Consider the following 19,698-nt stretch of genomic DNA (forward strand, 5'->3'; position numbering starts at 1 on the left):
GTCGGCTGCCCATCAGCGCCAGCGGGGCACTCGGCGTCAGCAGCACAACGGCGTCAGCGGTGCATCGGTCGACAGCCGGGCCACCCGTCCGCGCAAAGGCTCACGCGGCGGGCGGCCTCGGTTTCCGGCCCGGACGACTGCTAGTTCGTCGAGGACGAAGCCCGGCCTGGACGACTGCTAGTGCCGCATCAAGCAACGTTCGCCCTGTTCACCACCTCACGGAGACGGTCGTCGGCAGCATGCTTGTTCCGCCAGATGACGTAGCGCCGGATCATGCTGCCCTGCTCCATGTGGCTGACGTGGTCGGTCCCGTCCAGCGCGAAGTAGCGCAGGGCGGTGAACTCGGCCTCGATCCGTTTGAGCCAGGAACTGTTGGTCGGGATGTAGGCGATCTCCACGTTCTTCGCCGCGGCCCACGTCCCGACTCGCTGACACCGCTTCGTCGTCAGGTGCGGGGAGTAGTTCTCGCAGACGATCGCAATGCGCACGTCCATCGGGTGCAGTGAGCGCAGGTAACGGCAGAACTCCAGGAACTTCGAGCGGTTCTTGGTCTTCTTGATGTGCCCATGGAGCTGGTCTTTGGCCAAGTCGTATGCGGCGAACAAGTGCCGGACCCCCTGCGGGCGGGTGTAGGTCGCCCGGCGGCGAGGCCGGGGATCGCGATTGGGGTCCTTGTGCCTACCGCCGCGTTCGGCCCAGTGCCGACCTGGGTGCGGCTGGAGGCTGAGCGGTCCGAACTCATTCACGCAGAAGATGACTTCGGGCTCGCCTTCCTCGGGTATGACCTCACCGTCAGCGATCGCGTAGAGGTATTCGACACGGGCCTTCTTGGCCGCGTAGTCAGGATCGCGTGAGGTCTTCCAGGTCTTCACACGTTGAAACGAGACGTCCTCCTCACGGAGCAGGACCCGAAGGCCCTCGTGGCTGATGTCGTCGACCACCCCCTCGGCGACCAGGAAGTCGGCTAGCTTGGCCAGGCTCCAGGTCGAGAACGGCAGACTGTGGTCGGCCGGCCTCGACTTGGCGATCTTCTTGATCTCCCGGCGTTCTGGAAGGGTGAAGGTCTTCGGCCGGCCACCCTTGTACTTCGGGTAGAGCGAGCCGAAGCCGTCCGCGTTGAAGTTGTGGAGCACATCGCGGACCCGGTCCGGACTGGTGAACGTCACCTCGGCGATCTTCGCTACAGGCATGCCCTGCGGATAACAGCACCATCTGAGCCCGCCGCCAGGTCACCACCAAACCAGTGCCCCGGCGGACGATCCGCAGCAAGCGTTGTCCCTCGTTGTCGTCGACCTCACGGACCCGCACGCGTTCAGCCACGTAGTCATTCTGACGTGGTGCGCGCTATCGGTAGCGGGCGACGATGGGCATGGTGGTGTTGAAGACGCGGGCAAGATTTGCCGGTCGGTTGCCGCCTGCTCCCAGCGGTTCGCCTTCGTAGGTGAGGTTGGGGTTGGAGAAGTAGGCGATGCGTTCACATCCACCGCATGCGCCGGGGTAGGACATGATGTCGCGCCATTTGCCACTGGCGGCAACGTAGCCGTGGTTGGCCGGGTACAGCTTGCTGCGGATAGGGGTCGTCTTCCAGTCATGGACCGCGCCCATGGTGTGGGCGATCTCGTGGGCCATGCCCATGACGGGGAGCTTTCCGACAGCGATGTCGCTGTATGCCTGCCCGGCTGTCTGGGCTGTGGGATCGACGCGGCGCGCCATGCCGCCGGTCCCCCCCTGGTAGTTCGGGGCGACGAGTGTCACCAAGTCCGCGTTGTATTTGTTGCGGAGAGCTGGAACGCCGTCGAGGTATCCGTCCTTCGGCGCGTAGAGGCGGTCGAGGTCGCCTTTGGCCGTGGGGGCGTTGACGTAGTTAGTCAGCTTGGCGAGGTGGACCGTGCGGACCCGGCCGGTGACGCCGCTGCGGGCCAGTGCTTGGTTGAGGCGGCTGACCTCGTTATGAAGAGCGGTCCGCGTGGCGGCGGGTCCACCGAGGGCGTCCTCTGTGGCCTGGGTATAGAGGATCATGAGGTTGACCACCGGAGTTGCAGCGGCGGCCTGCGGTGAGCGAGCGGCCTTGGTTCGGATGACCTGGCCCGTGTCCTGAGGCGCTACGGCTTCGTCGTCGTTGCCCTCGCCGTCCTCGGGAACTTCGGCGACTCTTACCTCGTCGCCTGCTGTGCCGCTGCTGGTGATCCGGAAAGCGCGGTTGCCGTACATGACGTCTCCCGCGATCACGACTGGTCCCTGGCCTGCGCACAGGTGGGCGGCAGTGAGGGCGATCTCGACGTCCAGTTGTCCGGTAGAGGCAGGTTCGGTGGATTCCCAGAAGACTTCATCGGCTTCACGGGTCCTGGAGCCCGTTCCTGCCGACAGGGTCAGCTTGTTTGTGAGCGCGACCTGTGCCCTCTCCGTTTGGTCGGTGCACAAGAAGGTACGCAGGTTGCCGTACTGCACCCGCCCGAGGTACTCGCCCGGAGTGCCGGAGGGGGCCATGTCGCTGAAGAGCGGCAGCCCTGCGGCGCGCAGTGGTGAGCCATTCAGCTCCGCAGATGCAGGCCCTGTGACTGCGCAGAGGCCGGCGGCAAGAGCTGAGCCCAGGACGCAGGCCATGATGGACTTCCGCATGTGACCGTCCTTGAGTCGAGTGCCAGCCTCAGTGAGCCCTTTCAGCGCGGCCACTGATCGGGTGATGACGTCGGTGCCCGCAACGCACGAAGCCCCCCGTGCGGTTGAGGAAGGTGTGGAAGTCTCGACCCACTAGCCCGGGCGCCTCGTGGGTTCCTATCCTGCCGCACTTGACCTGCCGCACGCCCTGGTCGAGTTGGTCGCCATGCTCATCGTCACCCGTGAGGGTGACCGCCGCTGCAATCCCCGCCGCACCAACGTGCCCTGGTCGGCCTGGTGTACCTGCGCAGGTACGACACCCTGGCCCAACTTGCGGTCGGCTTCGTCCTCTCCCCCGGCACCGCCCACGCCTGCGCAGCCGCTGCTTTTGACCTGCTCGCCGACTGCGCGTCCGGCTTGCTGCGCGCCCCAAGAAGAAGGCGAACGTTGCCTGATGCGGTACTAGGGACTGTCTCCAGAACATGCGATGGGACGGGTGCCGGACCCTCCCCTGGAGGGGAGACGCCGCAGGCAGGACAGCCCGTATGGGGGTTCCTGGGACGTGGTGTCGCGCGCCGCCCTGCTCGGGTGCTGTCCCACGCGGTACGAGTACGCAGTGACGCACAACTTCGGTTTCCATCTCACCCAGGAGCTGGGCAACCGCTTCGGCTCACCCACCAGCAGCTGGCCCGAGAGCGCGCAGCAGGTGACCCCGTTCTTCGCGATCGTCGTCAACGCTCTGAGCACGGACGCCGCCACGCGGTGGTTCGAGGCGGCCCGCAAGGCCCACCAGAAGGTGGTGACCGCGGAGCGGAACCGCGCCCACAACTTCGGCTTCGCCATGTACCTGGACGTGGAGACCGAGGCGCACCAGGCGCCCACTCTCCCCGTAGTAGCCGCCTTCGAGGCGACGAAGGCGGCGTACGAGATCACACGCCGGGACGCCGGCGCCGACATCGACGTGTTCTTCGACTGCGCGCTGCGGGCGTGCAGCAGCAGGGGCGAGGGCGCCCCGGTGGCAGCAGGCGCGAACCCGTAGACGCTCCGGATGCAGCGGCCGCCCGCTGCACCGGTGAGGTCAACCCTGCTACACGAGCAGCAGCAGTGCGCCGCCCCGGTCGTGCGAATGCTGCGCTGCACCCCGGCAGATCAGCAGCAGCCCGAGCAGCAGAGTCGCCTTGCACCCTTCACCGCCAAGGGCATCAACTGCAGCAGCGAGCAGCACGTCTGCTGCACCTGATTGCTACCGAGGCTCGCGACCGGGCCGCGGGGAGCCGCCTTGCACCCCAATGTAGGTAAGTACTCGTAGTACCTATGCGCGGGTTGCAGATCTCTCCCCCTGAGAGCAGAGCTGGTGGCCGGGAATGGCGGAGAGGCCGGCGGCGAGTAGGCCCGCGTGGGTGGTCTGCCGGGTGCCAGCTCCTCCAGATTGACGACGCTGTGCGAATTCGCGAGGCGCTGTACGCCGCTGTGAGCGCCTGGGAGGCATTGATCACCGCGAGGGCTGGACAGGGCGCCAGAAGGCCACAGAGGGCCACACAGGGCCGGGAAAGATCATGTGGGCGGGCGCGGCGACGGGCAGCGGTGCAAGAGAGCGGTAGATGACGGGTGCCCGCGGGCGAGCTGTTGCTCTCAGGGGGGAGATCTACAACCCGCACATAGGAACTACAAGTACCTACCTACATTGGGGTGCAAGGCCGTACTCGGCTGGCCCGGGTCCGAACTCGGCCGGTGGACTGCAACACCCGGGTGCAACAGGCGCCCGGTTCCGACTGGGTGGAGAGTTGCCAGGTCAGGGCTGCAACACGGGCTCTGTTGCACCCGGGTGTTGCAGGCCGTGTTGTACGGGGCGCCGACCTCTCTGGTGGAGGCGGGCTACACCGGGGCTGAGGTGCAAGGCCGGGTGTCGAGCGAGGCAACAGGCCTTGAGCGGGGGATTTGCAGTAGCCGCGGGACGTTGCCACCACGCGGAGGTCGCCCCGCGGGCTGCGGCCTGTTGAGGCCACGTCCATCAGCAGGGCGCGGACCCAGGACCCAGGTGGACCCAGCTTCCGGCCCATTTCCCGCGGCCACCAGGGAAAACACCGGTCTCCGGACCCAGGGACCCAGGTTCTGGGGGTGTCGAAGGGGCCACCTGGGTCCTGGTCCCTGCTCGACGACGCAGCCAGATCGGCGAACTGTTCAGCGGGCGATGGCGGATCGGATCCGGATGCGGACCTTAGCCGCTCTGGGACAGGTGTCACGCTGATCGGCACGGTGGCTCACAACCGGTGCCGGGCCCGTGACTCCGGGCCAAATCGCCAGCGTGACACCGCAACGTGACAACCGGATCGGGACGCGTGACAAACGGGAGGGTGACAGCGTGACAGCCACCCTCCGTGATCACGGGCGGGCCTGCTCCCCGCGTATGGGCGGAGCGCTGCTTACTGGGTCAGCGCACCCCAGTGACTCCGTCCGGTCAACAGGCGATCGGAACCCAGGTGTGCACGGGCCAGGAGTAGGGGGAGGAGGAGGTGTCCCGGAGGGTCGACACGATGTCGAGTTCGGCTTCGGTGGGCGGGGCGACCAGCCTGAACGTCTGCCAGGAGTCACCGGTGGAATCGGTGGTGCCGGACGCTCCCGAGGTGTAGCCCTTCTTGCCGGAGATCCAGTAGTCGGTCCAGACCGGCACTCCCGCGGAGACGGGCTCGTCGTGCGAGCGGCGCACGGTCACGTCCACCGCGCGGACGGAGAACGGCCATGCGCCGACGGTGGTGCACTGCTGGAAGACGGTGACGGGGGCGGGGTCCTGCCACCACCTTTTGTCGACCTCGCTCGTGTTGTCCCGCGTGCAGTGGAGCAGGGGGCGCGTCAGCGTTTCGCTGTAGTAGGTGCCGTCGGGCCAGGCGATCTCGAAGCTGATGCTCAGCGTCGAGTCGGCGGGCGGGTAGTCGATCGTGTAGTTGAAGACGGCGTTTGCCCTGGCGGGGTCGTACTGGCCGAAGAGGGTGCCGTATTTACTGGTGCCGGGGATGGTGTAGACGACGGTGATCTTGGACCCGGCGGGGTCGTGCCCGATGGATTCGAAATTCAGGCTGAGCCGGTCCACGGGCACGGCGATGGTCGTCTTACCGCTCCCGATGGTGTCTATGCCGCAGTGCTGGTCGATCCAGGGATCCCGCCCATCAATGCCGGCGAAGGCGGGCAAAGTTCCGGCGGCGGTCAGGCCGATGAGTACAGCCAGACTCGCGATCAGTGCTCTCCAGGTTCTCCAGGCTCTCCAGGTCATCGCGGATGCTCCCTCAGATGGTCGATGCCGACGGTGCTGTGCACTTGCGGCGCCATAGACGCCGCCGATGGGCACCCGGTTCCGGGGCTGAACGGCTTTTGCTAGAGCCAGTAAGACCGGACGCTGGCGAGGAACACGGCGAGGGCACCGGCGGCTTCGGACTCGGTGGTGGCAAACCGGGCCGCGAACGCCAGCTGGTCGACGTCGACGCCGGGGACCAAGCGGGTGAGTTCGGCGAGCAGCGCGGCGTGCGCGAGGACCGGCGGGTTGAGAAGGCCAGCCGCGGCCTCGCGGACAGCCGGGTCGCGGTGGTGCCCGAGGTGCGCAGCCAGGGCGTGGGCGAGCCAGGCGTCGACATCGGCCTGGACGTACCCGCCGGCACGCCGGATGAGTTCGCCGCGGACAGCTTCGTCCCCGTCGCGGGGCTCGGTCTGCTCCAGCAGGCCGAGCTCGGCCTGGACGACGTCGTCGGTGTCCGGGTCGTACAGTCTTCTCCCGGTGGCCGTTGCGGAAGGCGGTGCGGGCCTCGGTGTGCTCGTTCCACTGGGCGCTGATCCGGCCGCTGAGCTCGGCCTCGATCAGCTCCTGCAGCATGCGCTCGGCGACGTTGCGGACGAGCTCGATGCCGTCCGCCATGCGTAGTGACTCCTGCAGGCGTTGCAGGTCAGACTGGGACAAGGCCATCGAGCACCTCCAAGGTTGAACTGGCCGTTCACCAGGGAGATTTGCACGGTGGCCTGCCCTATGCGCAGGGAGCGGAGACCGTCACCGGATGCACGCCCCGGGCACCCGCCCGCGCACACCCGCACGGTGATCGCCTACACCATCACGCGGGACGCCATCTGGCCGAGAAGGCCGGGCATCCGGCGCCGGACCGCATCCACCGACTGCCTCGTTCGAACTTCTCCGGACCCGGATCCTCACCCAGCCATGAGCATCACGGAACTGCGGTCGGAGCCCGAATTTTCCCCAGCGATACTCTTCGTCTCAGTTGGTTCACGGAGTGAACCAACTGAGGAAGGTAGGGAGCGGAGAGTCGAAGGACTCACCGCTCCCTGAGTGGTGAGTCCTTCGGTGCGGAGTCAGTCAGTGAGGAGAGACGAAGCCGTCCGACTGGTCCAGGTGGAATGGGGAGCCGGGGCTCTTGGGCGCCCATCCGCGGGTGCGTGCAGAGCGGATACTCTCAGCGACTGCGGAGGGGACGACCGCGCTTGGCGACTCGAGCATCCAGTTGCCTGGATGGGGGTGGTTGGTTGTAACCACCAGGGTGCTGCCCGGTGAGTCGGCGAGTTCGACCACGTAGGTGAGCGGGCACCAAGCCAGGGCCTGGCTGTAGGTCGGCTTTCGCCGGATTCTCCAACGGTAGGAGATGCCGTCGACCGTGATGCGTCGGGACCCCTTCTTCACCAATGCCATTGGCACCTCCTTTCCCGTGGAGACTATCGAACAGCCGCTGACACTTCGCTCCTGCTTTTTATGGAGAAGCTCAGTCTCTTCGCATCGGGATCACATCAGCGTCTTGGCCATCTCGTCCAGCAGGTGCCAGGGACTGGTCTCCCGGTGCCGGGCCGATTCCGCTCTGGCGGGCCAGGTAACGGAGGTACGCACTCCGCAACAACGCGGCCCGTGCGAGGTGACGAAGGGATCCGGCCACTCACCCTCCCAGATTCGCCGGGGCTAGCGTGCCGCCCATGGTGAACCGGCGGGAGGAGACGACGATGCAGGCGGTCGGGGGTACGGCAGACGGGCGCGGGGGACGGCGGCACTGACCGCCCTGGCGGTGTGCGGGCTACTGGCCCTCACGGGCTGCCGGGGTGACGACGGCCAGGAGCTCGGCGCGGCGCCCGGCACCGGCGCCACGCACTCCCCGGCCGCCCCGGCGCCCGGTGCCCCCTCCGCAGTATCCACGGACACGCCCGAAGCGACGGCTGCGGCCACGGCGACCAAGCCCTCGCCGGCCCCGACGAAAGCTGCCGAGCCCACAGCCACCACCGGACCGACGAAGAAGCCGCCGGCCCCGGTGCCCACACCGGTCTGCGCCACACCGGCTCCCCGCACGGCCGCTGCCAGGGAGGACGTCGATGCCGTGGCCGCTGGCGCGGCATGCGCCTGGCTGCCGAGCCGCGCCGCCCCAACTGCAAGACCGGCAGCCGAGGAGCCCTCCCCCTCACGGGTGACACCAGGCGCTTGCGGTCCGATGCCCAGGTTTGCGAGGTCATCGTGCCCACTCACCCGCATCCCACCACCGCGTCGGCGCCCGCCGCGCCCTGGTCATGGGCCCTGCCATGCCCTTGCAGTGCGTCAAGGAACCTCACACCCGGAAGCGGACACCGACACTAGGACGGCCTCCCGACGAATGGATTCCGTGTGTCTGGGCAGGCCAATACGTCTTGGCTGGGTGAAGCTGAAGACGTGAGCACCAGCAGCGAGCGCCCGGTAAGTGCAGTGCAGGTCCATGCAGCGCTGGCCGCCCTCGCGGCCGAGCCGGTGGCAGACCCGGAGAAACGACCCGAGGGGCCGCAGGAAGAAGACCGCCTGCACCTTCTGGGCAGCCTGCTGGCGAAAACCGAGCTCGAGATCACCGCCGCAACCCGTCTGAACGAGGAAGACGAGATCGAGGACGTCCTCGAAACGTTGGCCGGCTGGGGAGAACAGCTGGGAGCGGACCCCGGCTTCGCGGTCAACGTCCTGACGAACCGGCTGCAGCGCACCGCACTGCAGGTCTCCGAACCCGAGGCGGAAGAACTCCCACCCGGCCGGGAGGCCGCCTTCGCCGCCGTCATGACAGCGGTGTACGCCCTCAGCGCCCAGCTCCACGCGGAACGCGGCGACCCAGAGGGAACCCGACACGCTCTGAGCGGGGCGGAAGAAGCCCTCATCGACATTCTGCAAGGGATGCACGACCTACGCGTCGCCATCGGTGACGCGCCCGGGTCGGAGGACGAGGCCGACGCCTGACCCCGCTCGGCATCTGACCCACGAGAGCCGGTCTTCGCGCACAGGTTCCTGAACCCATGCCGACGCGGGCGGACGTCAGCTTGTTCGGCTCGGCCGGATTCTCCCGGGGACGCCGGAGGTCGGTGGCGAGTGGCCGGGCGAGCCGGAACTGCGCATAGGCGGCGATCACCAGCCAGGTCCACCAGCTTCCGGTCCGCCGACCCGAAACACGCCAGCCCCGATAGGGCGGATCCGCGCCGTCATCGTCCCGCGGCGACTGCGCCGCTCCCGCACCACCGCCTCCCAGCGCGCCTCCCACTCCTACCAGTCGCCATCGCACGCCTCGACGCAGACCAGGGGCAGCGGCAGCGGCAGCGGCAGCGGCAGCGGCAGCGGCAGCGGCAGCGGCAGCGAGAGAAGAGCCCGGCGCGATGCCGCGTGTGCCAGGGACGAGGCGGAGAACACCGCACGCCCGGCCATCGCCCGGTACGGGGCACCGACGCAATGCGCCTCGCGTGAGGTGACGGAATGCCCGCGTGGGCTCAGCGGGGCCGGGCGGCTGTCACCGGGCTGGCGGCGCTCGTACTGCAGCGGGTTCCCAAGCGGGCGGGGATGAGCCCCAGCGGGCCGCCCGCTCCGCGGCGAGGCGGTCGTACCACTGCAGCACGGCCACCAGCCGCTGTTCCATGGCTCAGTACGGAATCCGCCGATACACGTGCCATGAAAGCAAGTTTCGCCCATTCCGTCGCCGTGCGGAGCCCATCCCGTGGGCCTCGCACCCAGCATGGTTGGCATGCACTTCGCCCCTCCCCTGACCGCGTCAGCGTCGGTGGACCCGCGCCACGGAAGGAGCACCCGATGAGCCACGACCCACGCATCTGGTTCCCCGGCCTGATCGGCTGACCGACAGTACCTCCAGGGCCGCCACCGGCGGCCCTGGAGGGAGCCCGCCGCGGTTCTCGGAGCACCTCGAGTTCGACGGCAGCCTGAGCGGCTCGGGGCTTGATCGACACGGACGAAGATCCGCACTCGCACAGGAGTCAGGATGAAGATCTCTCGGCTGGCCACAGCAACCGTTGCAGCCGGTGTCATTGCCACCATCGCTGCAGTGCCGGCAGTCGCCGCGGTCGACCAGTACCAGGACCCCATCGCGGCGGTCACCCCGGCGAACTTCCACAGCGACGGCACTACGGCAGTCGCCCCGGCAAACTTCCACAGCGACGGCACTACGGCCGTCACTCCGGCCCACTGGATCCCGAACACTCCGGGACACTGGATACCGAACGTCTGAAACCGGCGCTGAAGGCGTTCCGTACAGCCTTCCTGGTCACCGTGTTGCTCCCCTCCGCAACGCGGTGTCAGTCCGGCTGCAGACACGCCATCGCTGGTGACGACCATCGCCGCGAGGCACATTCGCCGGGAATCTCCACGTCCCAACGCGGGACCTGCGCATCTCGTGAGCCACGTTTCAGCAGGTCAGCGAATTCCGTCGGTTCCTCGGCACGTCGGACCGCCGACTTTCGCCATCAACTCGCGTAGCGCGTGGGCCAGTTGCTGCACCGGACCCGCGCTGGAATCCAGTGGAATCTCCCGACGACCCATCGAACAATCCACCCGAATCCACCCCCGTGATCGTGCCGACGCGACGCTACGGGATTGTCCGAAGTGGCAGCAGGGGCTGCCCTGACAAAGCCGCGGCCGGAAAGCTCGACGCCCCGGCAGGACCTCGACCGGCCCCGCCCAGCCCGACGGCACGCGCCACGGGGGATCCTCAGGCCCGACGGGCCGACGAGAAGGGAAAAATCATGACCAGGTATCGGAAGACGGGGCGCGCACTGACCGCCGGCGCGGCTCTGCTGGGCGCACTGGCGCTATCGGGGCCGGCGCAGGCCGCCGACCGCACCTCCCTCGTCGCCTACGGCGCTCACACCCGCGCGAAGGCCGTGTCCTACGGTGCGAACGGCGCCGTCAGGGTCTGCGACGTCTATGGGGATGGCTACGGGGTCGCCGTCCGCTACTACCGCAAGGTCGGAAACCTTCAGACGCTGTATCACCTCAACGAGAACGACAACAACAAATGCAGCGAAACCACCGATATCCGGAGCAATCCGATCATCCTCTTCACGGCGTGCGTGGTCATCGACAACGTCGACTACTGCGCCTCCCCGTACCAGGACACCGACCGGTAGCCCGCGCGCTCCCACGAGGTGCCGCACTGGCGTGACCACTCCGGACAGCAGCCGTGCATCCAGGCGGGCGCCGGCCCCGCACGGCGCCCGCCGCCGCCACGGGGTGGGCGCCCGTCGGTCAGTCGACCGGCTGCTCGTCGGTGCGCAGCCCCGCCACCCACGCTGCCCGGTGTCTGCGGTGGCTGCGTCCGGTGCCTCAGGTGTGATCCAGTCAGGTTGCGACCGTGGCACCATCCCAGGAATGCGGGCGGCCCGGAAGCGCTGCTGGTCGGCACGGAGTTCAGGGTGCCAGCGGGGGGGCCGCTCCTGCTCATGGCGAGGCCGGGGTGCCCGCGGCTCCGGCTCCGCCGCACAGGGTTGCGATGAGGACAGTCGCCTCATGGCGGACCGCTGGCCCGTCGTGTCTCGTGGCGAAGGCGCGGTGCCTCTTGAGGCGATTGATTCCGCACTCGACCGCATGGCGCTCGTGGTGGTCGACCGGGCCGAACTTCGGCGGCCGGCCGCCGCCGGAGCCGCGCTGATTGCGGTTACGCGCCTGGTCGGCCTGGTACGGAGGTGCAGCGCATACCTCGTCTACGCAGGTAGGTGCAGTCCTTGCGGGAGGCGTACGCCTTGTCAGCGCGCACGCGATCGGGACGGATGCGTGGCCGGCCACCCCGATACGGGGCACACGAACATTCTCAGAAACGGATCCTCCCCGGTCATCCACCTCAGCCTTGCCGAAATCAGACGTCAGATCGCCCGGCTCACCGACCGCCGCCCCGCACCCATCGACCACATCCTGCACTGGTCAATCTGGCGGCGTCGACGCCAATACCAAGCTCGCACCAGCCACTACAAGCAACGCGGACACAGTCCGTGAACTGCCCAGCGGTCACGACAAGGGCCGTTGCAGTACTAGTTCGTCGGGGAGGAAGCCCGGCGCGGCAGCTTCCAGTTCGGGCGCGGGAAGTGGCACGTGTACCCGTTCGGATAGCGCTCCAGGTAGTCCTGGTGCTCGGGCTCGGCCTCCCAGAAGTCGCCCACGGGCTCGACCTCCGTGACCACCTTCCCCGGCCACAGCCCGCTCGCCTCGACGTCCGCGATCGTGTCCACGGCGATGCGGTGCTGCTCTTCGTCGGTGTAGTAGATGGCGGACCGGTAGCTGCGCCCGATGTCGTTGCCCTGGCGGTCCCTCGTGGTCGGATCGTGGACCTGGAAGAAGAACTCCAGGATGTCGCGGTAGCTCGTGGCCGTCGGATCGAAGAGGATCTCGATGGCCTCGGCGTGGTCGCCGTGGTTGCGGTACGTGGCGTTCGGGGTGTCGCCGCCGCTGTACCCGACGCGTGTGGAGACCACGCCCGGCTGCTTGCGGATCAGGTCCTGCATACCCCAGAAACAACCGCCCGCCAGTACGGCTCGCTCGGTTCCCGCTGTCATCGGTCGCTCCCTCATGCTTGGGCCGCGGTCCGGCACGGTCGTTGACGTGCCGGTTCTCACGTTCATCCAGCTTATAACCACCGCCGGGCAACCATTCGGAGTACCGGGGCACTGTCGTTCGGGGTCCGGCGGATCAGGCCGCTCCGCCGCCCGGGTCCGGCGTCGGGCCTGCGGCGATGGAGAAGGCGAGGACGAGGCCGTCGTCGGCGGCGTGTGCCGAGGTGAGCGCGACGCCGTGGGGCAGTCCGGTGACGGCCACGGTCCGGGGCTGCAGTTCGTCCCGCAGTCCGGAGGCGGCCGGCAGGGCGGAGAGGCCGTCGACGGTCGCGCTCCGGCCGAGGATGCCGATGGTCGTGGGCGTGACGGTGAGCGCGTTCGAGGTCGTGGACACCTTCGCCCGGACGGTGACCGGGAGTCCGAGCCGTCCGACGCTGCCACTGAGGATCAGGTCGCCACCGTCGCCGCCCGCTGCCAGGCCGTCGCCGAGTGCGCCCAGGCGGCGGGTCACCTGGTCGTATCCGACGGTCGCGGTGGCGGTGCCGCCGGCGCTGTCGCCGTCGGTCGTGACGTCTTTCAGGCTGACGGCCACGTCCACGACGGCCTGCTGACGGTGCACGCCCTTGGCGCTCACGTCGATGTCGCCGACCTGCCCGCCGAGGGTGCGCAGCCCCGCGAGCGGGGTGGTGAGTGCGACGTGCACCGGCCCGTGGGGCTTCAGGCGGTGTGACGCCCGGGCGGCGACCCGCGCCTCCGTCCTGTGCTCGACGAGCAGGTCGGTCGCGCAGGTGAGGGCGCCCAGTGCGGCGGTCGCGGCGACCAGGATGCGGATCAGGCTCCTGCGGTTCGATGTCACGTGGTCTCTCAGTCCGGGTCGGTCGGGTCGGGGCGGCGGGACGGGCCGGCGGTCAGGCATGCAGGTGCGGCAGGACCCGGTCCAGCCGGCGGGGTATCCACCAATTCGCCCTGCCCATGAGGAACATGGCGGACGGCACCAGGACCAGGCGGACCACGGTGGCGTCGACGATCACGCTGATCGCCAGACCCAGGGCGAGCATCTTCACGACCACGGTGGGCGAGGCGGTGAAGGACAGGAACACCGCGGTCATGATGAAGGCCGCGGCGGAGATGACACGCGCCGTCGCGGACAGCCCCTCCCCCACCGAGCGCCGGTTGTCGCCGGTGCGCTGCCAGGCTTCGGCGATGCGGGAGAGGAGGAAGATCTCGTAGTCCATGGAGAGTCCGAAGACGATCGCGAACATCATCATCGGGACGTACGACTCGATGGGCACCGGCTCCGAGAGCCCGAGGAGCGAGTCGCCCCAGCCCCATTGGAAGACCGCGACGAGCACACCGTAGGACGCGGCCGTGGTGAACAGGTTCAGGACGACGGCCTTGAGGGGGATCACCACGCTGCGGAAGACGGTCATGAGCAGCAGGAAGGCGAGGACCAGGACGATGCCGATGACGATCGGCAGCCGCTGCTGGATCGTGGCGCGGAAGTCGGCCTGGCCGGCCACGCTGCCGGTGAGATAGGCCTCGGCGCCCGTGCCGCCGAGGGCTTCGGGCAGCGTGTGCGCGGAGAGGGTGTCGAGCAGGGCGCCGGTGGCGGCGTCCTGCGGGCCGGTGGCCGGGGTGAGGGTGGTGACGAGGATCCGGCCGTCGCCGCTCGGCGCGAGGGGGGTGAAGGAGGCGACGCCATGGGTGCGCTTCAGCGCCGCGGTCACATCGCCGGAGATCCGGTCGACGGGCGTATGGGCCTTGCTCACGTCGACCACGGTGACGACGGGGCCGTTCGCCCCCGTTCCGAAGCCCTGCCCGCCGGCGTTCGCGATCCAGTCGTAGGCGCTGCGGGTGCTGCTGCCCGGCCGGTCCGCGCCGGCGTCGACGTGGCCGAGGCGCATGGACAGCAGCGGTACGGAGCACACGCCGAGGACGGCGAGGCCGATGAGGAGGAACGTCCAGGGGCGCCGGGCGACCAGTTCCGCATAGCGGTGCCAGCCGTCCCGCTCCCCCGTGCTCTCGGCGACGGGGCGGCGCAGCCGGAGCCGGTCGACGTGCCTGCCGACCAGGCCCAGGCCTGCCGGCACCAGGGTGAGGGCGGCAGCTGCGGTGACGACGACGGCGAGGGTGGCCGCCAGGCCGATCTTGCCGATGAAGCTGAGTCCGCACGCGTAGAGGCTGAGCATGGCGACGGCGACGGTGAGGGCGGCGATGAGGACGGCGCGGCCGCTGGTGCGGGCCGTGCGGGCCGCGGCCCGGACCGGATGGTGTCCGTCGATGAGGTCCTGGCGGAAGCGTGTGGTCAGGAACAGGGCGTAGTCGATGCCCACGCCCAGACCGATCATGCCGGCCAGGGTCGTGGCGGAGGTCGCGAAGGAGAGGGTGGCGGCGACGATGCCCACGATGCCCAGGCCGACTCCGACGCTGATCAGCGCGGTGACCAGGGGCAGCAGCGCGGCGAGGACGCTGCCGAAGGCCAGCAGCAGGATGACGAGCGCGGTGACGACGCCCACGCCCTCGCTGAGCCTGTCGTTGGCGGGTTGCCGGACCACCTGGTCGAGGTCGCCGCCGTAGGCGACGCCGAGCCCCGCCGCGCGGGCGGGCTCCGTCGCCGCGTCGAGCCGCGTGGTGTAGTCGTGGCCCAGGTTCTTCAGCTGCTCGTCGAAGGACACGGTGGTGTACGCGGTGCGCCCGTCGTCGCTGGTCACGAGTGCGGACGCGGCGGTGACACGGGGCAGGCCGCGCAGGTCGGCCAGGGTTCGGTCGAGTGCGGACCGCTGGTCGGCCACGGTTCCCGAGTCGGTGTGGAAGACGACCTTTCCGTTGGGCCGGCCGGCCTCGGGCATGGAGGTGGCGAGGAGGTCGGCGCCGGTGTGCGAGGCGGTGCCGGGCAGGCTGACCTGGTCGCTGAAGGTGGGTGCGGCGATGTGCCGCCCGGTCAGGGCGGCGGCCAGGATCAGCAGCCAGGCGGCGAGGACCGCGGCCGGATGCCGGGCGCAGAAGGCGCCGAGGCGGCCGAGTCCGCCGGGTTCGGGGGCGGGGGCCGGCAGCGGATGCGTGTCGCCGTGCGTTTCGGTCGGCCCTGAGGGCTGCTGCATGGGTCGGGGCACTGTGTTCTCCCAAAGAAAAGTGTCACGAGTGACACGAACTCTAGAGAGAAAGTGGCACGAATGACAATTGGCAGCCACGACAGATTCGCTGATGCGACCCGCCGCGTGACACGTGTGCCAATTGACAGACGCGACACCATGGCGGAGGCTCGCCCCATGCCGAGTGAGATCGCCCCCGCTGGACTGCGCGAACGCAAGAAGGAGGAGACGCGGCGCCTGCTGCTGGAAGGGGCCGCGCGCCTGTTCAAGGAGCAGGGGTTCGAAGTCACGACGGTCGCGGACATCGCCGCATACGCGAACGTCTCCGTGCGCACGTTCTTCCGGTACTTCGAGAGCAAGGAAGCGCTGCTGCTGCCGGACGGCGTCGAGATCTTCGCCTACGTGGAGCGTGCGCTGTCCGAGCGTCCGGCGGACGAGGAGCCCCTGGACGCGGTGTGCAACGCGCTGCTGGCGGCGGCCGAGCCGTTCGCCGCCTCCACCCTGACCGCCCTCAGCCACCCGCTCGAGGACCTCGAGAACGTCATCACGACCCGTCTGGTGCAGGCCTTCTCCGACTTCGAGGAACGGCTCACCGCTCTGGTCCACCGCAGGCTGCCCCCGGACACGCCCGACGCCGACCTGCGGGCGGCCGTGGTCGCCTGCGCGGCCCTCTCCGCGGTACGCGCGGTCCTGCGGACGCGCCGGGCGCGGCGCGCGTCCGGCATCACGGACACGGGCCCGGCAGCCCTGCAGCGGGCCTTCGGGATCCTGCGCGAGATCGGCACGCCCGAGCGGCCCTGATTCCTCCGGGCCCGGGCTCTTCCTGACGGACCGTCCGGTCGCCGTCACGTCTCTCACAAAGTTCTTATGCGGCACCCCGACAGTGGCCGCCCATGGGAACTCGGAAGATCAAGAAAGCCAGGAAGAAGGTCATCGCGCTGAGCGGTGTCCTCGCGGTGATCGGCGCGGTCGGCACGGCCACCGCGTTCGGGACCGGCACGACGGACCGCCCGCTCATCGAAGCGGACGGAGACCGGCTGACCGTGCCTGTCGCCGGTGGGCGCGCGGTGGTGGATCTCGCGTCGCTGGCCGTGCGGGCCCGGGCCGACGACGGCCGCACGTGGCGGCTCTCCGACCCTGCGGCCGGCGGCCTGGGCCCCGCCGGAAGGGTCTCGGTGCGCGGAGGGACGGCCACCTGGCGCTACCCGGAGAAGGGGCTCAGGGTCACCGCATCCGCACGCGACGGACGGCTGGCGGTGTCCCTGCACGCCGATCGGACGACCACGCTCGACTGGCCGGTGACCGCGACCGATCCGGCCACGAAGGAGTTGCAGATTCCGCGCGGAGAAGGCCTGTCCGTACCCGTCACCGACACGTGGTGGAACTCGGCGTCCGCAGGGCTCGCGGGCACGGAAGCCGGCCTGGCCGACGGGCTGACCATGCCGTTCTGGGGCACGAGCACATCGTCGCGGCACGGGTCGAGTTACATCGTCCCGTCCGACATCGGCACGACGCTGAGGTTCGTCTCCACCGGTGGCCGCCTGCACGCGGAGACCGAGCACCGCTTCTCGCCGCGGGACTCCACCACCGGCTACACGGTCACCTTCGCGCTCACCGACGGATCGCCGGTGGCAGCGGCACACGACTACCGCGCCTGGCTGCAGGGCCACGGAGGCATCACCACCCTGCGCGAGAAGATCGCCCGCAATCCCGAAGTCGGCAGGCTGGTGGGCGCGTTCCACGCCTACGCGTGGGGTCAGGCGCGCACTGCGGAGGGCATACGACGGCTGCGGCAGCTCGGCATCGACCGGATGTGGATCGGCTACGACGCCGACGGCTCCCCCATGGGCCGCGAGGCGACGAGCCGGGCCGAACAGGCCGGGTACCTCGTCGGACCGTACGACTCCTGGGCGAACGCACAGGATCCCGCATCGGCCGACACCTCGGTGTCGAAGTGGCCCGCCCCGGTGTGGCCGGACGCCTGCGTGCACGGATCCGACGGAAAGATCGTCACCGGTTTCGGCGGGCGTGGCTGCTACGTCAGCTCCGAGGCGCTCCGACGGGCCGAGCCCGCCCGGCACTATCTGGCCGACCGTACCCGGGAGATGACTGCGGACGGCGCCACCAGCTACTTCCTTGACGTCGACGCCGCCGGCGAGTTGTTCACCGACCGCTCCCCCGCACACCCGATGACCCAGGCGCAGGACCGCCGGAACCGGCTGGCCCGGATGGCATGGCTATCAGGTGACCGCAGGCTGGTGCTCGGTTCGGAGAGCGCCGGTTCCTGGGCCAACGGCGTGCTGTCCTTCAGCCACGGATCCGCGACACCCGTCGACGACCGGCTCTGGAAGCTGGAGCGGGACCGGACCACGTGGGGCGGCTACGCGCCCTACGGCGCGCCCGCCGTCTTCTTCAAACCGGTCCGCCTGCCCGCCGATGTCGCCAAGGCGATGTACGACCCCAGGTACCGGGTGCCGCTGTACCAGACGGTGCTGCACGACTCGGTCGTCAGCACCGAGCGCTGGGAGCTGTCATGGTCCAAGCTGCCCGACCAGAGCCGCACCCGCGCGCTGCTGGCCATGCTGTACAACGTGCCGCTCAACCTGGTCCTCGACCGGTCCGAACTCGACCGGCACGGACGCCGGATCGCCGAGCTGCAGAAATACTTCGAGCCGTTGCACAAGGCGGCGGCGACCCGGCCGATGACCGACTTCCGCTGGCTGACCGCCGACCGTCTCGTGCAGCGCACGGCGTTCGGCGACGGTGCGCTGACGGTGACCGCGAACTTCTCCGCCACCCCTCACGACGGCCTGCCCGGCGGGTGCGTCGACGCGGTGATCAAGGGCGGCACGGCCCGGCGTCTGTGTCCCGAGGGCCTGTGAGACTCGGAGAAGCGAGCAGTCGGTGACCGGCGTGGCGGACCGAGGGCGTGTGACGCGTGGAGGCCGGGGGCGGCAGGGGCCGTAGCACGGTCTCGGCCGCCTCCGGCCGCCGCGCGCCGGCCGGAGGCACCACCGCGGTCCCTCCTCAGCTCGTGTGGTCGGGGCGCCCCATGGCCAGGGCGAGCACGGCCCGGTCGTCGTTGTCCGGGGCCGCCGACCAGTGCTCCACATCCGCTCGGAGGAAGGAGACCACGGCCTCCGGTTCCGGTGCGCCGTCGCCGCCGAACCGGTCTGCGAGCCGGTCCGCGATGGGGTAGAAGGCGCCGCTCGCGTCACGGGCCTCGCTGAGCCCGTCCGTGTGCACGACGAGCACCTCACCGGCGGACAGAGGATGGACGGTGGCCTCGATGCTCACCGCGGACAGGGTTCCGAGGCCCAGGGGCAGCGCCGGTGAGGTGGCCAGCTGCCGCACCCCCCGCGGTCCGATGACGAGCGGCGGCGGGTGCCCCCGGTCCACGATCCGGACCATGTCAGCCGATGCGGGGATCTCCACGACCAGTGCGGTGACGAAGAGTTCCGGATCCTCCGTGTGCCCGGACGGGCTGTTGCGGGCGATGCTGAGCTCCAGCCGCTGGGTCAGCTTCCCCAGGCTCGACCACTCGTGCGCGGACACCCGGAAGCTGCCCAGGACCGCGGCCACCGTCTGCACCGCCTCCAGGCCCTTGCCCCGTACGTCGCCGATGATCGCGCGCACACCGAACGGCGTCTCGCACACGTCGTAGAGGTCTCCGCCGACGAGGGTTCCTCCCTCGCCTGCCGCGTAGTAGCCGACGGCCCGGACCCGTCCGATGTTCTGCGGCACCGGGCGCAGCAAGGTGCGCTGCATGGCCTCGGCCGCCGAATGGGCACGCGTGAGATGGTGCTCCGTCCGCTCCCGCTGCCAGGACTGGACCGTACTGGCAATGCCGATGAGCAGGGTCGACACATACAGCGCGATGTGATGCTGCTCCGCGAAGTGCCCGGGACGTCGTGCGGCCATCCAGAACTGCAGTCCCAGACACACCACCGCCGACAGGGCCGTGCCCCGTGGCCCGCGCGTCGCCGCCGCGATCGGCGGCACGGCGATGAGCAGGAAGCTCACCGGCTCCTTGCCGTGGATGGCCAGCTCCGCCACGATGTCGGCCACGACGGCGACCAACGGCAGCCACCAGATCCATCCCTGCCGCAGGGGCGCACGCCACAGTGCGGCAGGCTCCCGCCGCACGGTGTCTTCTCCGCCCGGGTGAGGGTGATGTCGAGGCATATGCGCACCTTAA

The 19,698-nt window shown here is 69.3% G+C and carries 15 protein-coding genes and 3 pseudogenes; 8 read left to right on the forward strand and 10 right to left on the reverse strand.

All coding sequences use genetic code 11. The annotated features are described in order from the left end of the window. Window positions 1-188: 188 nt before the first annotated feature. A pseudogene (locus ACZ7P3_RS13710) lies at window positions 189-1,320 on the reverse strand (IS630 family transposase). A 24-nt stretch (window positions 1,321-1,344) separates the two neighbouring features. Then, window positions 1,345-2,619, reverse strand: a complete 1,275-nt coding sequence (locus tag ACZ7P3_RS13715; protein ID WP_472081118.1) for a reprolysin-like metallopeptidase — start codon at window positions 2,617-2,619, stop codon at window positions 1,345-1,347. A gap of 148 nt (window positions 2,620-2,767) precedes the next feature. Here ACZ7P3_RS13715 and ACZ7P3_RS13720 point away from each other — a divergent pair. Both ACZ7P3_RS13720 and ACZ7P3_RS13725 read left to right on the forward strand, forming a co-directional pair. After that, a pseudogene (locus ACZ7P3_RS13720) lies at window positions 2,768-3,096 on the forward strand (transposase family protein); the annotation flags it as partial. Between the two features lie 118 nt (window positions 3,097-3,214). After that, complete coding sequence (locus tag ACZ7P3_RS13725; RefSeq protein WP_472081119.1) at window positions 3,215-3,637, forward strand: hypothetical protein; 423 nt, start codon at window positions 3,215-3,217, stop codon at window positions 3,635-3,637. Window positions 3,638-3,685: 48 nt separating this feature from the next. On the opposite strand, the gene ACZ7P3_RS13730 is transcribed toward ACZ7P3_RS13725, so the two are convergent. Together ACZ7P3_RS13730 and ACZ7P3_RS13735 are read right to left on the reverse strand one after the other, a co-directional pair. Then, window positions 3,686-3,823 carry a hypothetical protein gene (locus ACZ7P3_RS13730; RefSeq protein WP_472081120.1) on the reverse strand — a complete coding sequence of 46 codons (138 nt, stop codon included), beginning with the start codon at window positions 3,821-3,823 and terminating at the stop codon, window positions 3,686-3,688. A 1,233-nt stretch (window positions 3,824-5,056) separates the two neighbouring features. Then, complete coding sequence (locus tag ACZ7P3_RS13735; protein ID WP_472082009.1) at window positions 5,057-5,866, reverse strand: hypothetical protein; 810 nt, start codon at window positions 5,864-5,866, stop codon at window positions 5,057-5,059. A gap of 17 nt (window positions 5,867-5,883) precedes the next feature. On the opposite strand from ACZ7P3_RS13735, the gene ACZ7P3_RS13740 reads away from it, so the two are divergent. Further along, window positions 5,884-6,420: a hypothetical protein gene (locus tag ACZ7P3_RS13740; protein ID WP_472082010.1), complete on the forward strand. Its 537-nt coding sequence runs from the start codon at window positions 5,884-5,886 to the stop codon at window positions 6,418-6,420. On the opposite strand, the pseudogene ACZ7P3_RS13745 reads toward ACZ7P3_RS13740, so the two are convergent. Further along, window positions 6,356-6,550: pseudogene (locus ACZ7P3_RS13745) on the reverse strand (transposase); the annotation flags it as partial. The gene ACZ7P3_RS13740 and the pseudogene ACZ7P3_RS13745 sit on opposite strands and share 65 nt — an antisense overlap. Window positions 6,551-8,278: 1,728 nt before the next feature. Here ACZ7P3_RS13745 and ACZ7P3_RS13750 point away from each other — a divergent pair. Continuing rightward, on the forward strand, window positions 8,279-8,824 hold the full coding sequence (locus tag ACZ7P3_RS13750; protein WP_472081121.1) for a hypothetical protein: 546 nt from the start codon (window positions 8,279-8,281) through the stop codon (window positions 8,822-8,824). Between the two features lie 300 nt (window positions 8,825-9,124). Here ACZ7P3_RS13750 and ACZ7P3_RS13755 read toward each other — a convergent pair whose 3' ends face one another. Further along, window positions 9,125-9,283 carry a hypothetical protein gene (locus ACZ7P3_RS13755; RefSeq protein WP_472081122.1) on the reverse strand — a complete coding sequence of 53 codons (159 nt, stop codon included), beginning with the start codon at window positions 9,281-9,283 and terminating at the stop codon, window positions 9,125-9,127. Between the two features lie 565 nt (window positions 9,284-9,848). Here ACZ7P3_RS13755 and ACZ7P3_RS13760 point away from each other — a divergent pair. Beyond that, window positions 9,849-10,094 (forward strand): hypothetical protein, encoded by a 246-nt coding sequence (locus tag ACZ7P3_RS13760; RefSeq protein ID WP_472081123.1) that lies wholly within the window; start codon window positions 9,849-9,851, stop codon window positions 10,092-10,094. A gap of 514 nt (window positions 10,095-10,608) precedes the next feature. After that, window positions 10,609-10,992 carry a hypothetical protein gene (locus ACZ7P3_RS13765; protein WP_472081124.1) on the forward strand — a complete coding sequence of 128 codons (384 nt, stop codon included), beginning with the start codon at window positions 10,609-10,611 and terminating at the stop codon, window positions 10,990-10,992. A gap of 897 nt (window positions 10,993-11,889) precedes the next feature. Here the strand turns inward: ACZ7P3_RS13765 and msrA are convergent. The 3 genes from msrA to ACZ7P3_RS13780 all read right to left on the reverse strand — a co-directional run bounded on the left by msrA (window position 11,890) and on the right by ACZ7P3_RS13780 (window position 15,509). Beyond that, a complete protein-coding gene (gene msrA / locus ACZ7P3_RS13770; protein ID WP_472081125.1) occupies window positions 11,890-12,411 on the reverse strand; it encodes a peptide-methionine (S)-S-oxide reductase MsrA in 522 nt (173 codons plus the stop codon). A 133-nt stretch (window positions 12,412-12,544) separates the two neighbouring features. Further along, entirely contained in the window at window positions 12,545-13,264 is a 720-nt protein-coding gene (locus ACZ7P3_RS13775; protein WP_472081126.1) for an LmeA family phospholipid-binding protein, read from the reverse strand. A 52-nt stretch (window positions 13,265-13,316) separates the two neighbouring features. Then, window positions 13,317-15,509, reverse strand: a complete 2,193-nt coding sequence (locus ACZ7P3_RS13780; protein WP_472081127.1) for an MMPL family transporter — start codon at window positions 15,507-15,509, stop codon at window positions 13,317-13,319. Window positions 15,510-15,677: 168 nt separating this feature from the next. On the opposite strand from ACZ7P3_RS13780, the gene ACZ7P3_RS13785 reads away from it, so the two are divergent. Continuing rightward, on the forward strand, window positions 15,678-16,301 hold the full coding sequence (locus ACZ7P3_RS13785) for a TetR/AcrR family transcriptional regulator (RefSeq protein WP_472081128.1): 624 nt from the start codon (window positions 15,678-15,680) through the stop codon (window positions 16,299-16,301). A 92-nt stretch (window positions 16,302-16,393) separates the two neighbouring features. Continuing rightward, window positions 16,394-18,382 carry a glycoside hydrolase gene (locus ACZ7P3_RS13790; protein ID WP_472081129.1) on the forward strand — a complete coding sequence of 663 codons (1,989 nt, stop codon included), beginning with the start codon at window positions 16,394-16,396 and terminating at the stop codon, window positions 18,380-18,382. Window positions 18,383-18,527: 145 nt separating this feature from the next. Here the strand turns inward: ACZ7P3_RS13790 and ACZ7P3_RS13795 are convergent, their stop codons facing one another. Then, window positions 18,528-19,646, reverse strand: a complete 1,119-nt coding sequence (locus ACZ7P3_RS13795) for a PP2C family protein-serine/threonine phosphatase (protein ID WP_472081130.1) — start codon at window positions 19,644-19,646, stop codon at window positions 18,528-18,530. Between the last annotated feature and the right edge of the window lie 52 nt (window positions 19,647-19,698).

It is taken from the genome of Streptomyces sp. NPDC107581, assembly GCF_055657175.1.

Excerpts from the sequence above, each read along its gene's own strand:
- ACZ7P3_RS13785 (WP_472081128.1), top strand. The coding sequence starts at position 15,678 with ATGCCGAGTGAGATCGCCCCCGCTGGACTGCGCGAACGCAAGAAGGAG.
- ACZ7P3_RS13755 (WP_472081122.1), bottom strand. The coding sequence starts at position 9,283 with ATGGCCGGGCGTGCGGTGTTCTCCGCCTCGTCCCTGGCACACGCGGCA.
- ACZ7P3_RS13765 (WP_472081124.1), top strand. The coding sequence starts at position 10,609 with ATGACCAGGTATCGGAAGACGGGGCGCGCACTGACCGCCGGCGCGGCT.
- ACZ7P3_RS13780 (WP_472081127.1), bottom strand. The coding sequence starts at position 15,509 with ATGCAGCAGCCCTCAGGGCCGACCGAAACGCACGGCGACACGCATCCG.
- ACZ7P3_RS13735 (WP_472082009.1), bottom strand. The coding sequence starts at position 5,866 with ATGACCTGGAGAGCCTGGAGAACCTGGAGAGCACTGATCGCGAGTCTG.
- msrA (WP_472081125.1), bottom strand. The coding sequence starts at position 12,411 with ATGACAGCGGGAACCGAGCGAGCCGTACTGGCGGGCGGTTGTTTCTGG.
- ACZ7P3_RS13740 (WP_472082010.1), top strand. The coding sequence starts at position 5,884 with ATGGTCGATGCCGACGGTGCTGTGCACTTGCGGCGCCATAGACGCCGC.
- ACZ7P3_RS13715 (WP_472081118.1), bottom strand. The coding sequence starts at position 2,619 with ATGCGGAAGTCCATCATGGCCTGCGTCCTGGGCTCAGCTCTTGCCGCC.
- ACZ7P3_RS13760 (WP_472081123.1), top strand. The coding sequence starts at position 9,849 with ATGAAGATCTCTCGGCTGGCCACAGCAACCGTTGCAGCCGGTGTCATT.
- ACZ7P3_RS13790 (WP_472081129.1), top strand. The coding sequence starts at position 16,394 with ATGGGAACTCGGAAGATCAAGAAAGCCAGGAAGAAGGTCATCGCGCTG.